Origin of the sequence: Rubrobacter calidifluminis (genome assembly GCF_028617075.1) — a bacterium.
Classification (GTDB): domain Bacteria; phylum Actinomycetota; class Rubrobacteria; order Rubrobacterales; family Rubrobacteraceae; genus Rubrobacter_E; species Rubrobacter_E calidifluminis.
The window spans coordinates 18,897-33,913 of sequence record NZ_JAQKGV010000008.1 but is presented as its reverse complement, the minus strand read 5'-3'; the positions used below and the strand labels follow the sequence as shown (position 1 = coordinate 33,913).

Below are 15,017 nucleotides of genomic sequence, written 5' to 3'. Positions count from 1 at the left end.
GTGGTCACCGGCGGGCGTTGTAGATCACGCCGCCGTTCTCTGCGTACTCTTCAAGGACGGAGGCGGCCTCCGCGCGGCAGACGTCGCGGGCGATGGAGATCCCGCGGCGGGAGAGTTCTTCGGGCCAGTCGGGGACCTTGGGGCCTTCGTCGAAGCCTATGGCGCGGGCGTCTTGTTCGCGGGCGCCGCAGACGAGGCTCTTGACGCCGGACCAGATCACGCCGCCGAAGCACATGGCGCACGGCTCGGTGCTGGTGACGAGCTCGAGGGGGCCGCCCTCGCCCAGGTCGAAGCTGCCGAGGATCCTCTGGGCGACCGAGAGGGCGACGATCTCCGCGTGGGCGCAGGAGAGGTTCGTGGTGTAGACCAGGTTGACACCGGGGGCTATGAGCCGGCCGGAATCCGGCTCGAAGACGGCCGCGCCGAACGGTCCGCCGGTCTTCTGGCGGACGTTCTCCCGGGCGAGGTCCACGACGAAGCGCATCCGGTCCTCGCGGGTCGGGCAGAGGAGGCCGCCGGGAGCGGCCTCCTCCATCCAGTCCGGCAGCTCGATGGTGACCGCCGGCAGGCTCAACTTTCGCTCCCGACCGTCACGCCGCCGGACTCCTCCACGATATCCTCCAGCCGGTAGCCGGCGATCTTGGCGATCTCGACCATCGCCGCCATCCGCTCCTGCGCCGGGGAGTTCGCCAGGCGCGCCCGGCCAGCCTCGAGCACCTCCTGCTTGCTCTCGCGCTCGCGCAGCGCGATCACGAGCGGGAAGCCGAACTTCTCCCGGTAGGCCCGGTTGAGACGCAGGAATTCATCGTACTCCTCCGGGCTGAGGGTGTCGAGGCCCGCCGCGGCGCGGTCGCGCAGCGACTCCGGTCCGAGCACCCCGCCGGAGGCGGCGCTGGTGAGCGCCTCGTACTCCGATGGGGTGAGACCCAGCTCCCCGGCGAGCGCCTCGTCGGAGAGGTCTATTACGCCGAGCGGCGGGTAGGAGCGGATGAGGGCGAGCTGGCGCTCGGGGTCGGCCTCGAGCAGGGCGTCCTGGAAGGCGCTGCGCAGCTCGTAGACGCTCGCGAACGGCCGGCGGTCGTAGGCCTCCTCCGCGACCCAGCGCCCCCCCTCGAAGAGCCGGCCGAAACGCCCGGCGAACTCCTCCCGGCTCATCCGGTTGATCTCGTCGAGGGTGAGCCTTCCCTGGAGTCCCGCGGCGGTTTCGCGTCGCTCGCCGCCCAGCACGTTGAAGACGAAGTTCAGGACGAAAGCGCAGATGCTCCCGAGCGTGATGCCGCTCCCGAGCACCACCTGGAACGAGGAGGGGAAGTGCTGGAAGAACTGGGGGAAGACCACCGGGGTCAGGGCGAAGCCGATGCTCACCGCGACGATGAGCACGTTGCTGGTGCGGCTGAAGTCGACCCGCTGCAGCGTCTGGATGCCTATCGCCGCCACGGTGCCGAAGAGCGCGAGAGCCGCCCCGCCGATGACCGGCGTGGGGATCGAGGCGACGATCGCGGCGAGCTTGGGGAAGAGCCCGAGCAGGATCATGATGCCCCCCGCCGAGGCCACGACCCACCGGCTCTTGACTGCCGTCAGCCGGACCAGCCCGATGTTCTCCGCGAAGCAGGTGTAGGGGAAGGAGTTCAGGATGCCGCCGATGAGCGTCGAGAGCCCGTCGGCCCGCAGCGCGCGGGCGATGTCCCTGGGACCGAGGCGCTTACCGACGATCTCGCCGGTCGCGAAGGTATCGCCGGTCGTCTCGATCATGGTGATGAGCATGACGATCACCATCGAGATTATCGCGGCGATCTGGAAGTGCGGCAGCCCGTAGTGGAACGGGGTCGTCACCCCGAGCCAGGCGGACTTCGAGACCTGTCCGAAGTCCGCCACCCCGAGCGCCGCCGAGACCGCGGTGCCCACCGCCAGCCCGATCAGGACGGCTATCGTGCTCAGGAAGCGGTCCCGGAAGACCCGGTAGAGGACGAGGATGAGGACGAGCACGAAGAGGGCGAGCGTGATGTTCTGCAGGCTCCCGAAGCTCGGGGCGCTCGGGTCCCCGCCCCCGGCGTCCTGGATCGCCACCGGCACGAGCGTCACCCCGATCACGGTGATCACGGTGCCCGTCACCACCGGGGGGAAGAAGCGGATGATGCGGCTGAAGTACGGGGCGAGCAGGAAGGTGAAGATGCCGGCGACGATGATCGAACCGTAGATCACCAGCAACCCCTTCACCCCGCCGCCGTTGGCCTTGCCGATGGCGATCATCGGGGCGACGGCGGTGAAGGTCACCCCCTGCAGCAGCGGCAGCCGCACCCCGACCTCCCAGAACCCGACCGACTGGATGATCGAGGCTATCCCGCACGTGAAGAGGTCGGCGCTTATCAGGTAGACGAGGTGCTCCTTGCTCAGCCCTATCGCCCCGGCGAGCAGTATCGGGACGATGACCGCCCCGGCGTAGAACGCCAGCACGTGCTGAAAACCGTAGACCGCGAGCTTGCCCGCGGGCAGTACCTCGTCCACGGGATGGCGGACGCGGGTGCGCCCGGCCGTAGTCTCAGACATCTCTGTCTCCCTTTCCCTCTCTTACCCTTCTTCCGGGGTATCCTCAGGAGGACCCCAGCCCTCCCCCTGCCTCCCTGCGATGGATCTCCTGCCGGTGTCGTGCGACGCCCCTATCACCTCCCCACCACATCTCCGACGCCACGTCCTGCCCCTTCCCCGACGATGTGCTCCGGGCGCACCGGCACGCGGGTGAGCTCCCGCCCGGTCGCGTCGCGCAGCGCGGCGACTATCGCCGCGGTCGAGGAGATCGTCGGCGGCTCGCCGACGCCTTTGAGGCCGTAGGGAGCCTCCGGGTCCGCGAGCTCGAGGATCTCCGAGCGTACCGGAGGCATGTCCAGGATCGTCGGGAGCAGGTAGTCGGTGAAGGAGGCGTTCTGGATCCTTCCCTCCTTCACCTGGATCTCCTCCAGGAGCGCGAGCCCCAGCCCCTGGGCCACCCCGCCCTCGATCTGACCCTCGACCGCCTGCGGGTTTATGGCCTTACCCACGTCCTGGGCGGTCGCGATCTCGACGACCCGCACCAGCCCGAGCTCGGCGTCGACCTCCACGACCGCCCGGTGGGCGGCGAAGGCGAACTGCAGGTGGGCATCCCCCTGCCCCCGCTCGTCCAGCGGCTCGGTCGGACGGTGGTGGTACTCGACGGTCTCCTCGATCTCCTCTCCCTCGAGGAGGTCTGCGACCGGGACGAGCGCCTCCCCGTCGCGCACGACCCAGCCGTCCTCGAGCGCAAGGCACTCCGGATCCTCCCCGAGCTCCGCCGCCGCCCGCTCGAAGAGGCGTTTTCTGACCGCCTCGCACGCCAGCTTCACCGCAGATCCCGTCACGTAGGTCTGCCGGGAGGCCGAAGAGGAGCCCGCCGAGCCCACGCTCGTGTCGGCGTTCATGACCTCCACCCGCTCCACCCCGAGCTCGGTGCGCGCGATCTGGGCCTCCACCGTCACGAGCCCCTGTCCGACCTCGGCCGCGGCGGTGTGCACCCGCGCCAGCGGCTCTCCGTCCTCCGCGGCGAGGGTGACGCGCGCCGTGGAGTAGTCGTCGAAGCCCGCCGAGAACCCGATGTTCTTGAACCCGACCGCGTACCCCACGCCTCGAACGACGCCCTCCCCGTGGGTGACGTTCGAGACCCCGCCGGGGAGCTCGCGTACATCCCGGCCCGCAAACTCCTTCTCCTCCGGCAGGGGCATCTCCTTCACCCGCCTGAGGATCTCCGCGACCGGCGCCGGGTAGGGGACCTCCTGCCCGAACGGGAAGCGGTCTCCGGGCTCGATGGCGTTCTTGATCCTGAGCTCGACCGGGTCCATGCCGAGTTTTTTGGCGAGCCTGTCCATCTGCGCCTCGTAGGCGAAGCAGACCTGCACGGCCCCGAAGCCCCGCATAGCGCCGCACGGCGGGTTGTTGGTGTAGAGCATGTAGCTGTCGACCAGGGCGTTCGGCACCCGGTAGGGGCCGCAGGCGAAGGTGCCGGCGTTCAGGCACACCGCGTTCGAGCTCGAGGCATAGGCCCCGCCGTCGAGGACGATGCGGGCCTTCACGTAGAGGAGGGTGCCGTCCTTCTTCGCCCCGTGCTCGTAGCGCATCCGGCAGGGATGGCGGTGGACGTGTCCGTAGAAGGACTCCTCCCGGTTGTAGACCATCTTCACCGGGCGCCCGGTCTCGAGCGCGAGCAGACACGCGTGGATCTGCATCGAGAGGTCCTCCCGGCCCCCGAACGCCCCGCCGACCCCCGAGAGCGTCAGGCGCACCCGCTCCGGCGGGAGCCCGAGCGACTCGCAGATCTGCTTCTGGTCTATGTGCAGCCACTGGGTCGAGACGTAGAGGTCCACCCCTCCCTGTCCGTCGGGGACCGCGAGCCCGGACTCGGGCCCCAGGAACGCCTGGTCCTGCATCCCGACCTCGTACTCCCCCTCGACCACGACCTCGGCCTCGGAGGCGGCCTTCTCGACGTCGCCGTGGACGATGTGGACGTGCTTGAGCAGATTGCCCGAGGGATGAAGCTTCGGCGCGTCCTCCCGCAGCGCCTCCTCCGCGTCGGTGAGGGGCTCGAGGACCTCGTAGTCGACCTCTATCTTCTCCAGCGCCCTCCGGGCGGTCTCGGGGTGGTCGGCGGCGACGAGCGCGACCGGCTCCCCGACATACCGCACCCTCTCCCAGGCGAGGACCGGCTGGTCGGGAACCTCCATCCCGTAGACCTTCCTGCCGGGTACGTCCTCGTGGGTCAGAACGGCGTAGACGCCCGGCACCGCCTCGGCCGCGGAGGTGTCCAGCGAGCGGATGATGGCGGAGGGGTGCGGGCTCCTCAGCGTCGCACCCCACAGCATCCCCTCCATCCACAGATCCGAGGAGTACTCGAACTCCCCCTTCACCTTCGGGACGCCGTCGGAGCGGGTGGTGCTCTGCCCGATCTTCCCGGGAACCTGAGGACGCGTCCGGACCGGAACTGCACTCTGAAGCGTCATCTCCCTCGAACCTCCTCGAACCTCGCGGCGAGCCTGCGGCCCGCCGCGGAGAGCTCATTCGCCACCTCTTCTTCATCGACGGTCGTGATCTCCCCGCCCTCGACCACCGCCCGCCCGCCGACGAAGAGCGTCTCGACGCGCGGGGTGCGTCCGAAGACGAGCGCGGCGACGGGATCCTCGACCCCGGCGTGCCACAGATCGTCGAGCCTCCAGAGCGCGACGTCGGCGAGCTTGCCGGGCTCGAGCGAGCCGATCTCGTCCTCCCTCCCCAGGCAACGCGCCCCGCCCAGCGTGGCGAGCTCGAGCGCCTGACGGGCCGTGAGCGCCCCGGGACCTCCCTCGAGCCGCGCCAGAAGGAGCGCCTGCCGCATCTCGCCCGCGAGTTCCCCGGCCTCGTTGGAGGCAGCCCCGTCCACCCCGAGACCGACCGGCACCCCGGCCCCGAGCATCTCCGCGACCGGCGCTATCCCGGCCCCGAGCCTGCCGTTGGACGAGGGGCAGTGCGCGACGCCGGTCCCCGCCCGCCCGAAGCGCCGCACCTCCCCGCCATCGAGGTGGACGCAGTGGGCGAGCCAGACGTCGTCGGAGATCCAGCCGAGTTCCTCCAGATACTCCGCGGGCCGCACGCCGTAGCGCTCCCGGCAGTACTCTTCTTCGTCGACGGTCTCGGCGAGGTGGGTGTGCAGCCTGACCCCTTTCTCGCGCGCGAGCCTGGCGCTCTCGGCCATGAGCTCACGCGTGACGGAGAAGGGCGAGCAGGGGGCGAGCGCGACGCGCAGCATCGAACCCGGCGAGGGATCGTGGTAGCGGTCCACCGCCTCCTCGCTCGCCGCGAGGATCTCCTCCAGATCCTCCACCACCCCGTCCGGGGGCAGCCCGCCCCGCGACTCCCCGAGGTCCATCGATCCCCGCGTGGGATGGAAGCGCAATCCCACCTCCCTCGCCGCCTCCACCTCGGCGGCGAAGAGATCACCCGCCCCGTGCGGGAAGACGTAGTGGTGGTCGGTCGTGGTCGCGCACCCGGAGAGCGCGAGCGCCGTAAGCCCGGCCGAAGCGGCCGCGTGCTCCACCTCCTCGTCGATGCAGGCCCAGAGGGGATAGAGCCCTGAGAGCCACCCGAAGAGGCCCTCCTGCTGGGCCATCCCACGCGTCGCCCACTGGTAGAGGTGGTGGTGGCAGTTGACGAGCGCTGGTGTGGCCAGACGACCCCGACCATCCACCACCCGCGCCCCCTCCCGCAACCTCCCGGGGACGGGCCCCTCGCCGACCGCGGCGATGCGTCCGTCCTCTATCACGAGGTGCCCGCGGGCGTGCTCGGCCCCCTCCGCGCCCACCGCGGCGATGGCGCACCCCTCGATGAGAAGCCTTCCGGCCATCACACCCGGACTCTCTCCGCGGCGCGGTGGACGGCGTCGAGGATCTTCTCGTAGCCGGTGCAGCGGCAGAGGTTGCCCGCCAGGGCCTCCCGGATCTCGGCATCCGTGGGCTCGGGGTTGCGCGAGAGCAGGTCGTGGGTGGCCACGACGAACCCGGGCGTGCAGAACCCGCACTGTACCGCCCCGGCCTCGACGAAGGCTTCCTGCACGGGGTGCAGCCCCTCCCCCTCCGCGAGCCCCTCGACGGTGACGACCTCCCTGCCTTCGGCCTGACCGGCAGCGACCAGGCACGAGCACACCAGCACCCCGTCGAGGTAGACCGAGCACGAGCCGCACTCGCCCTGCTCGCAGGCGTTCTTGGAACCGTAGAGCCCGAGGCGCTCGCGCAGGACGTACAGAAGGCTCTCCCCCTCCCAGACGCCCTCGACCTCGCGCACCTCCCCGTTGACCTCCAGACGCAGCCTCACCTGGCCTCACCTCCCCGGTACTCCTGCCAGACCCACACTAGCTCCCTGCGGGCCAGAACCCCGACCGCGTGCCGGCGGTACTCCGCCGTCGAGCGGACGTCGTCTATGGGCCGCGCCGCTTCTCGCACGAGCTCCGCGAACCGGCCGAGTGTCTCCTCCCCTATCTCGCCCCGGCTCTCCCAGAGTCCTTCCTCGTCGAGCACCCCCTCGATGAAGCCCTCGGCTTCGCGTGCCCGGATGGGGGTGGGGCCCGCAGAGCCGATGCACGCCCGCACCTTCCTGCGCTCCACGTCGAGCGAGACGGCGAGCGAGCAGACCGCGATGACCATCGCGTTCCTCGTCCCGATCTTGGAGAACTGCTCCGGCCCCCGGGCCACCGGGACCACGACCGCAGAGATCAGCTCGTCCCCCGCGAGCGCGTTGCGCTTGGGGCCCCTCACGAACTCCTCGACCGAAACCCGCCGCACCCCCCTCACCGAGCAGACTTCCACCTCCGCACCGGCCGCATACAGCGGCGGCAGAGAGTCGCCCGCCGGAGAAGACGTCCCCAGGTTCCCCCCGACGGTGCCCCGGTTGCGGATCTGGGGCGAGCCGACCGTCCTGGAAGCCATGGCCAGGGCGGGGAGCCTGCCCCCCACCTCCTCTATGATCCGGGCGTAGCTGACCCCCGCCCCGATCCTCACCATGCCATCCTCCTCACCCCACTCAGAAAGCTCCGGTACGCGCGTGAGATCCAGGAGCGCCCCGGGCCGGTCCCGGTCGAAGTTGAGCTCGACCATCACGTCCGTGCCACCGAAGATGGGCCTCGCCTCGGGGTGTTCAGCCCTGGCCTCCAGAGCCTCGTGCCAGGTAGCCGGTTGCAGAAACTCCAACCCTCTCCCCTTTCACGTCTCTCGCTACTTCAGGGAGATAAGGCTAGGTGATCGCCTGCGCGGCGCGCCTTTTCCTCTCTCCTCACTTTCCGCAAAGCGGACTGTAAATTTTAATTCGTGGATTGTACAGCCCGTTCTCAGGGGCTGTCAAGAAGGGCGTGGATGTCGGGGAGGTTGCGGTGGTAGCCGGCGTAGTCTATGCCGTACCCGACGACGAACTCGTCCGGCACCTCAAAACCCAGGTACTTCACCTCTATCTCAACCCTCCTGCGACTCGGCTTGCTCAGAAGCGCAAAGATCTCCAAAGACGCCGGGTTGCGCGCAAGCAGCGATCTTTTCAGGTAGGAGAGGGTCAGCCCCGTGTCGATTATGTCCTCCACGATGAGCACGTGCCGGCCGGTTATGTCCTCTTCGAGGTCTTTGAGGATGCGAACCACCCCGCTCGAGGAGGTTCCGGTCCCGTAGGAGGAGACCTCCATGAAGTCCACCTCGCAGGGGATCTCGAGGCGTCGGATCAGGTCGCTCAGCACCACGAACGCCCCGCGCAGGATGCCGACGAGGAGCAGGGGGTTCCTCTCGCGGTAGTCAGCGGTGATGCGGGCGCCGAGCTCCCCGAGCCTGCGGTCTATCGCTTCGGAGGAGACGAGGATCCGGCCCGGCTTCGGAACGCCGTCCATCGTCCTACGCCTCCTTCCCGGTAAACAGCGGCACGAGTCGGAACCCGCCCTCGTCCACCCTGACGAGCCCCCTGTCGGAGAGGTGCAGCTCCGGGAGAACCACGAGCGCCAGGAGCGAGAGCGTCATGAAGGCGTAGTTGAGCGTGCAGCCGGCCGCGGCGAGCGCCCGGCCGACCGCTCGCGAGCGCTCCGCCACCGCCTCGAAGGGGTCGGGCGACATAAGCCCGGCGACCGGCAGCGGATGCACCACCAGCTCCTCCCCGCGGGCGACCGCGACGCCTCCCCCCGCCCCGACGACCGCCCTCGCGGCGCGGGCCATCTGCTCCTCGGAGCTCCCGATCACGAGCAGGTTGTGGCTGTCGTGGGCGACGGTGCTCGCGATGGCCGCCGGCTCCCGGAAGCCGACCCCGCAGACGAACCCGACGGCCTTCCAGCCGCCCTTCCCATGTCGTTCGATCACGGCGGCCCTGCACACGTCCTGCTCCGGATCGAGGCGCACGAGCCCTCCGGAGACCGGGAGCTCCACGCGCTCCTCCCGTGTCTCCACGTGGTTCTCGACCACCCGGAAAGCCCGCACCGGCACCCGGCCGCTCTCGACGGGCGCCTCCACGGCGAACGTCTCCTCCGTGACGGGACCGGAGACCCGCACCGAGTCGAGCGCGAAAGAGGGGTATTCGAACCGCGGGATCTCCGCGACCATCCTCCCATCCTCCGCGACGACCTCGCCGGCCGCCACCGTGAGGCAGATCCTCACGTCGGCGAGGTCGCCGTCGAGCAGGATGATGTCCGCGCGGCGGCCCGGGGTCACGCTGCCGACGTCGTGTGAGACGCCGAAGCGTTCGGCGGTGTTCAGGGTGGCCATCTGGAAAGCGACGACCGGCCTCACCCCCTGGGATATGGCGTGGCGCACGACGAAGTCCATGTGCCCCTCGTCCAGGATCGACTCCGGGCTGCGGTCGTCGGTGACGAGCAGGATGCGCCTCGGGTCGAGCCCCATCTCCGTGTGCGCCTTTATCGTGGCGGCGACGTCGTGCCAGGCCGAGCCGCGCCGCAGCTTGGCGTACATCCCCTGCCTGAGGCGCCAGAGGGTGTCCTCCGGGGTCGTCCCCTCGTGGCACCCGCTCACGCCGCTCGCCGCGTAAGCGGCGAGGCGTCGGTCGTCCGGCGGCCAGCAGAAGTGCCCGTCGGCGGCCCGCCCGGCCTTCAGGGCCTCCGCTATCTCACCGTGCATCTTCTCGTCGCCGAAGACGACCCCGGGGAAGTTCATGACCTCTCCGAGCGCGATCACGTCCTCCCCCCAGCCCATCGCCTCGGCGACCTCCTCCGGGCCGAGGACCGCTCCGGGCGTCTCCAGGTCCGTCGAGGTCGAGGGAACGCAGGAGGCGACCTCAAGGTAGGCCGCCAGCGGCGTGGTGCGCGCCTCCTCCAGCATCAGCCTCAGGCCCTCGAGGCCGAGCACGTTAGAGATCTCGTGCGCGTCGAAGAAACCGCCGGTGGTGCCCAGAGGGAGCACCGCCTCCGCGAACCGGGCGACGGTGAGCTGGCTGCTCTCGATGTGGCAGTGCCCGTCGAGGAACCCCGGCGCGACGTAGCGCCCCTCCGCCTCTATCACCCGGGTGTCCGGCCCGATGGTGTGCCCCGCGTCGGGGCCGACGTAGGCGATGCGCGGCCCCTGCACGGCGACGTCCATCCCCGGGACGACCTCGCCCGAGGTCACGCTGACGAGGGTGCCACCGCGGACGACGAGCGTCGCGGGAAGCTCGCCCATCGCGGTCGCCGCCAGCTCCCGGGTCATCTCGTAGAGAGGCCTTCTCCTGCCGGACTCCTCCATCGCTCCACTCTCCTTCCGTCAGGCCCGGCAGCATACTACACCACGGTACGGCGGGACAAAATCGCGTCCGGCGCCGGGATCAGACGTGGAAAGGGCCGCCTGCGACCGTAGAGGCTAACCCACCACCAGATTCACCACGCGCCCCGGCACGTAGACGCACTTTCTGATCTCACGTCCCTCGACGTGCTGGCGCACCTTCGGGCTCTCGAGCGCGAGCCGGCGGGCGTCCTCTTCGGAGACGTCGACCGGGACCCGGATGCGGTCGCGCAGCTTGCCGTTGACCTGGACGACGAGCGTGATCTCCTCCTCTGCGACCAGCTCCTCGTCCCACTGCGGCCAGCTCTGCTGGTGCACCGAGTACGGCTGGCCCAGCTCCGCCCACATCTCCTCGGCGTGGTGCGGTGCGAAGGGCGCCAGGACCAGCACGAAGTCGCGCAGGGCGGAGGCCCACTCCTCCTCATCCACCCGCCCGCGCACCGCGAGCAGGTAGTTGGTGTGCTCCATGAGCGCCGCGATCGCGGTGTTGAACCGGAAGGTCTCCAGGTTCTCGGTGACCCGCTTGACGAGCCGGCTCGTGCGGCGGGGAAGCTCCTTCGGGTCCGCCTCCGCCCCGGAGGGCTCGCCCTCGACCACCAGCGAGTGCGCCCGGCGCAGCCAGCGGGCGACGCCTTCGATCCCCTGCCCGTCCCAGGGACCGCCCTCGTTCCAGGGCCCGATGAACATCAAGAAGCACCGCAGCACGTCAGATCCGTAGCGGTCCACCCACTCCTGCGGGTTCACGACGTTGCCCTTGCTCTTGCTCATCCGGTTGCCGTCGGGGCCGAGGATCTCACCCTGGTTGAAGAGCCTCACCATCGGCTCGTCGAAGTCCACGAGCCCCATGTCGCGCATCACCTTGGTGAAAAAGCGCGTGTAGAGCAGGTGCATCACCGCGTGCTCGACACCACCGGTGTACTGGTCGACCGGCAGCCACTTCCTCCCCTGCTCGGGATCGAAGGGCCCCTCGTCGTAGTGGGGCGAGAGGTAGCGGTACTGGTACCACGAGGAGTCGACGAAGGTGTCCATCGTGTCGGTCTCGCGCGTGGCGGGGCCGCCACAGCGGGGGCAGGTGGTGTTGTAGAAGTCCGGGTCGCGCTTGAGCGGCGACTCCCCGGTCGGGGTGAACTCCGCGTCCTCCGGCAGCAGGACGGGCAGGTCCTCCTCGGGCACCGGCACCGTCCCGCACCCCTCGCAGTAGACGATCGGGATCGGGGTGCCCCAGTAGCGCTGGCGGGAAATGAGCCAGTCCCTCAGACGGTAGCTGACTGCCTGCCTCCCCGCCCCCCGCTCCTCGAGCCAGCGGGTGACCTTCTCCCGGCCCTCCCCGCTCGGGGTGCCGTCGAAGGGCCCTGAGTTGACCATCGTCCCCTCACCGGCGTAGGCCTCCTCGAGAGGAGATCCATCCCACTCGGGCGGGGCTATGACCGGGCGTATCTCCAGCCCGTACTTCGTAGCGAACTCGAAGTCCCGCTCGTCGTGGGCGGGGACGGCCATGATCGCGCCCGTACCGTAGCCGAGGAGCACGTAGTCGGCGATGTAGACCGGGATCCTCTCCCCGGTGGCCGGGTTCGTCGCGCAGGCCCCGGTGAAGACGCCGGTCTTCTCGCGCGTGATGTCGGTGCGATCTATCTCGCTCATCCGGGCGGCCTCCTCGACGTAGGCGCGCACCTCCGCGGCGCGCTCGGGCGCGGTTATCCTCTCGACCGCCTCGTGCTCCGGGGCGAGCACCATGAACGTCGCCCCGAAGACGGTGTCCGGACGGGTGGTGAAGACCGTGATGGGGCCGTAGCCCTCTATCTCGAACTCTATCTCCGCCCCCTCGGAACGCCCGATCCAGTTAGTCTGCAGCGTCTTCACGCGCTCGGGCCAGTCTATCTTCGAGAAGTCGAGAAGCTCGTCGGCGTACTCGGTGATCCTGAAAAGCCACTGGGTGAGGTTGCGCTTTATGACCGGGGTGCCGCAGCGCTCGCACCGCCGGTCGGGGCCCACCACCTGCTCGCGGGCGAGCGTGGTGTTGCACGAGGGGCACCAGTCCACCGGCGCCTTCTTGCGGTAGGCGAGCCCCCGCTCGTAGAACTTGAGGAAGAACCACTGGTTCCAGCGGTAGTACTCCGGCTCGCAGGTCACGACCTCGGCGTCGAAGTCGAACATCGTGCCCATCTGCCGCAGCTGCCCCCGCATGTTCTCGATGTTCGAGTAGGTCCACTTCCGGGGGTGGATGCCGCGCTTTATCGCCGCGTTCTCCGCCGGCAGCCCGAAGGCGTCGAAGCCTATCGGGAAGAAGACCCGGTAGCCGCGCATCCGCATGAAGCGCGCCCGGGTGTCGGAGGGGGTCATCGCGTACCAGTGCCCGACGTGCAGATCCCCGCTCGGGTAGGGAAGCATGGTCAACGCATAGTGCTTGGGCTTACCCGGATCCTCGTCGGTCTTGTAGAGGCCGCTCTCGGCCCACCTCCTGCGCCAGCGGCTCTCTATCGCGCCGGGATCGTATTCTTTCTTTACCGACACCTCGCTCACGGTCGAAACTCCTTCGGGGACGATGCTCGTGCGTGGTCGTTCTGCGGGCTCGAAACGGGGGACAGGCGCGCAGGTGTTATAGTCGGTCTTCGACCTCGCGATGCCCTCTGAAGCTCCTGCTTCCCATACAGGCAAAATATATCACCCGGCTGCGACCAGAGAAAGCCCCACCAGAGCCCCCACGAGGGTGCACGCGACGTTCGTCAGCTCGTTGCCGAGCCCGGGGAGGGTCGCCCCGACGAGGCTGTCCGCGAGCATCCCGGCGAAGGAGGCCAGCGCGACGCCGGCCGCCTCGGAGGGGGAGCCGAGGAGCCCGAGCGAAAGCCCGAACGCGGCGGTGAGCAGTGCCGCACCCGCCCCGGCTAAAGTTCCCGGCAGCGAGACGGCGCCGTCGGTCCCGGCCGGGACCCGCTCGAGGGTGGTTATCCTGCGCGGCGTGGCGCTGAAGAGCGGTCCGACCTCGGAGGCCGCGGTGTCGGCGAAGGCCGCCCCCAGCGAGGCGACGAACGCCGCCGCGAAGAGCTCCTGACGCGAGGTCGCGGCGGCGAGCCCTGCACAGACGACCGCGACAACGCTGTTGGCGAAGGCGTTCCGCGCCCCGCGCCTCCCGCCGCGGCCCTCGGCCGTACCGCGTATCTGCTTCACCCGGTAGCCGACCCTGGTCAGCGCCGACCCCCCGACGACGAAGAGCGCGAGGACGGCGAAACCCCGCCAGCCCAAGGACGCGTAGACCAGAACCCCGACGACGAAGCCTCCCACGGCTCCCGAGGTGCTTATCATCCCGAGCGCGTAGGCCATGCCGGCAAAGAATGCCGTCACCAAAAGTCCGGCGAACAGCTCTCCGAACAACGCGACGCTCCTGCTCCATGGTGGGCCTGCAGCCCGAGAGTCTCGCACAATCCGCGGCCGGGTACCCGCAGGCGTCACACGAGCCTGACGCTCCGGTTACGAAGGTTTAACCCCCCCCGGGAAACGAACGCTACAATGGCTTTCGCGCCCGGAACATCGTCTGAGAAAGGGGACGGCACGTGGGGTTCTGGAAGACGCTCAGCGTCTATCTCGGCGGGAGGGAGCAGGCGCCGCTGGATGAGGCCGCCCGGGCCCGCGTGCTACGGCTGCTGGAAGAGGGGAAGGGAACCGAGGCCGTAAGGGAATACCGGAGGAGCACCGGGGCCCGGCTCAAGACCGCCCTCTCCGAGGTGAAGGTCATCGAGAGGGGTCTCTGATCTACCGGAGCTTCGGGCTCCGCAGCCGTTCCAGCAGACGCCGGGCGTAGGATTCCCCCTCCTCGGGGACCGCATGCAACAGCGCGGGCTCGACCGACCCGGGCCTCACGCCCGCCTCCTCGAGCCTCCCGACCGCCTGGTAGAGGAGCGGCCCCGCGAGCGGGCTCGGCCGGTCGGGCACCGCCACGACGACGCCGTAGAGCTCCGCCCCGGGGGAGACAGTCCCTGCCACCTCCTCCACCGTCTCCGGTTCGTCCTGCCCGATCACGAAGATCCTCACCCGCGCTCCCCTGGAGGATCCCGGGCCATCGTGGCCGCGCAGGCTCTCCCAGAAACCCCTCGTGCTGGCTCCCCCCTCCCCGGCGGCCCGCGCCAGCCCGGACCACACGTCCCCGGCCACCCGGCGGGCCAGCGGGCTCTCGTAGTCCACGAAGATCGTCACCTCGAGGTCAGACATCGGAAGGTCAGCCGCTCAGGGCCCCTCCAGCCTCTTCCGGAGGCGGCGCAGGAAGACGTCTATCTCCCTCACGGTCTGTAGGTCGCGGTTTCTCTCGGCCACCTCGCGGCCTCTCTCGAAGACCTCCCTCGCCTCGGCATCCTGGTGCAGCTCGTAGAGCGTACGGCCCAGCATCCTGTAGGCCACCGAGTAGTCCGGCTTGCTCTCGATCGCCCTCCGGAAGCACTCCCTCGCCTCCGGATAGTTCTCCTCCTTGAAGAGCTCTATGCCGAGCGAGCAGAGGACCATCGGGTTCTCCGGGTCACGCTCGAGCAGCCTGCGAAAGGTCTCGGCGCGGCTCTCTCTACCTTCCATGGTGTGTTTTTAGCACGAAACCCACGATATCGCCGGACCAGCCGATTCGCGTGGCCGAACCCTGCTCGCTCTGGTAAGCTTTTCCCATCGCCTGCGCGACGAGGGAGGATGTAGCGGCAGTGGAACGCGGAATACGCAGCGCATGCACAGGCAGGCTTTCCCGCCAGCACAACGCGTCGTTCCCAGCCTCCCGGCGAG

The 15,017-nt window shown here is 69.3% G+C and carries 13 protein-coding genes; 1 reads left to right on the top strand and 12 read right to left on the bottom strand.

What is annotated here, in order from left to right; translation table 11 throughout:
• Positions 1-4: 4 nt before the first annotated feature.
• From PJB24_RS07945 to PJB24_RS07900, 10 genes are all read right to left on the bottom strand, one after another.
• Entirely contained in the window at positions 5-574 is a 570-nt protein-coding gene (locus tag PJB24_RS07945) for a nucleoside deaminase (RefSeq protein WP_273844578.1), read from the bottom strand.
• Positions 571-2,547, bottom strand: coding sequence for a solute carrier family 23 protein (locus PJB24_RS07940; protein WP_273844575.1), 1,977 nt, complete (start codon positions 2,545-2,547; stop codon positions 571-573). The genes PJB24_RS07945 and PJB24_RS07940 overlap by 4 nt, the downstream gene beginning before the upstream one ends.
• A 113-nt stretch (positions 2,548-2,660) precedes the next feature.
• A complete protein-coding gene (gene pucD, locus PJB24_RS07935; RefSeq protein WP_273844573.1) occupies positions 2,661-5,003 on the bottom strand; it encodes a xanthine dehydrogenase subunit D in 2,343 nt (780 codons plus the stop codon).
• Complete coding sequence (locus tag PJB24_RS07930) at positions 5,000-6,379, bottom strand: 8-oxoguanine deaminase (RefSeq protein WP_273844571.1); 1,380 nt, start codon at positions 6,377-6,379, stop codon at positions 5,000-5,002. Before PJB24_RS07930 ends, pucD begins: the two co-directional genes overlap by 4 nt.
• A complete protein-coding gene (locus PJB24_RS07925; protein ID WP_273844570.1) occupies positions 6,379-6,846 on the bottom strand; it encodes a (2Fe-2S)-binding protein in 468 nt (155 codons plus the stop codon). The genes PJB24_RS07930 and PJB24_RS07925 overlap by 1 nt, the downstream gene beginning before the upstream one ends.
• Complete coding sequence (locus PJB24_RS07920; protein WP_273844569.1) at positions 6,843-7,718, bottom strand: FAD binding domain-containing protein; 876 nt, start codon at positions 7,716-7,718, stop codon at positions 6,843-6,845. Before PJB24_RS07920 ends, PJB24_RS07925 begins: the two co-directional genes overlap by 4 nt.
• Positions 7,719-7,855: 137 nt before the next feature.
• On the bottom strand, positions 7,856-8,395 hold the full coding sequence (gene hpt / locus PJB24_RS07915; protein ID WP_273844566.1) for a hypoxanthine phosphoribosyltransferase: 540 nt from the start codon (positions 8,393-8,395) through the stop codon (positions 7,856-7,858).
• 4 nt (positions 8,396-8,399) lie between these two features.
• Positions 8,400-10,226 (bottom strand): adenine deaminase, encoded by a 1,827-nt coding sequence (locus PJB24_RS07910; RefSeq protein WP_273844564.1) that lies wholly within the window; start codon positions 10,224-10,226, stop codon positions 8,400-8,402.
• A 114-nt stretch (positions 10,227-10,340) separates the two neighbouring features.
• Positions 10,341-12,773: a leucine--tRNA ligase gene (gene leuS / locus PJB24_RS07905; RefSeq protein ID WP_420541915.1), complete on the bottom strand. Its 2,433-nt coding sequence runs from the start codon at positions 12,771-12,773 to the stop codon at positions 10,341-10,343.
• Positions 12,774-12,923: 150 nt separating this feature from the next.
• Complete coding sequence (locus tag PJB24_RS07900) at positions 12,924-13,631, bottom strand: DUF92 domain-containing protein (protein ID WP_273844557.1); 708 nt, start codon at positions 13,629-13,631, stop codon at positions 12,924-12,926.
• A gap of 179 nt (positions 13,632-13,810) precedes the next feature.
• Between PJB24_RS07900 and PJB24_RS07895 the strand changes: the two genes are divergently transcribed.
• Positions 13,811-14,008 carry a hypothetical protein gene (locus PJB24_RS07895; RefSeq protein WP_273844555.1) on the top strand — a complete coding sequence of 66 codons (198 nt, stop codon included), beginning with the start codon at positions 13,811-13,813 and terminating at the stop codon, positions 14,006-14,008.
• Between the two features lies 1 nt (position 14,009).
• Here PJB24_RS07895 and PJB24_RS07890 read toward each other — a convergent pair whose 3' ends face one another.
• The gene (locus tag PJB24_RS07890) at positions 14,010-14,465 is read right to left on the bottom strand and encodes a hypothetical protein (protein WP_273844553.1); all 456 of its coding nucleotides are present in this window, start codon (positions 14,463-14,465) and stop codon (positions 14,010-14,012) included.
• Positions 14,466-14,480: 15 nt separating this feature from the next.
• A complete protein-coding gene (locus tag PJB24_RS07885) occupies positions 14,481-14,819 on the bottom strand; it encodes a tetratricopeptide repeat protein (RefSeq protein WP_273844551.1) in 339 nt (112 codons plus the stop codon).
• Between the last annotated feature and the right edge of the window lie 198 nt (positions 14,820-15,017).

Excerpts from the sequence above, each read along its gene's own strand:
- PJB24_RS07940 (WP_273844575.1), bottom strand. The coding sequence starts at position 2,547 with ATGTCTGAGACTACGGCCGGGCGCACCCGCGTCCGCCATCCCGTGGAC.
- pucD (WP_273844573.1), bottom strand. The coding sequence starts at position 5,003 with ATGACGCTTCAGAGTGCAGTTCCGGTCCGGACGCGTCCTCAGGTTCCC.
- PJB24_RS07930 (WP_273844571.1), bottom strand. The coding sequence starts at position 6,379 with ATGGCCGGAAGGCTTCTCATCGAGGGGTGCGCCATCGCCGCGGTGGGC.
- hpt (WP_273844566.1), bottom strand. The coding sequence starts at position 8,395 with ATGGACGGCGTTCCGAAGCCGGGCCGGATCCTCGTCTCCTCCGAAGCG.
- PJB24_RS07910 (WP_273844564.1), bottom strand. The coding sequence starts at position 10,226 with ATGGAGGAGTCCGGCAGGAGAAGGCCTCTCTACGAGATGACCCGGGAG.
- PJB24_RS07890 (WP_273844553.1), bottom strand. The coding sequence starts at position 14,465 with ATGTCTGACCTCGAGGTGACGATCTTCGTGGACTACGAGAGCCCGCTG.
- PJB24_RS07885 (WP_273844551.1), bottom strand. The coding sequence starts at position 14,819 with ATGGAAGGTAGAGAGAGCCGCGCCGAGACCTTTCGCAGGCTGCTCGAG.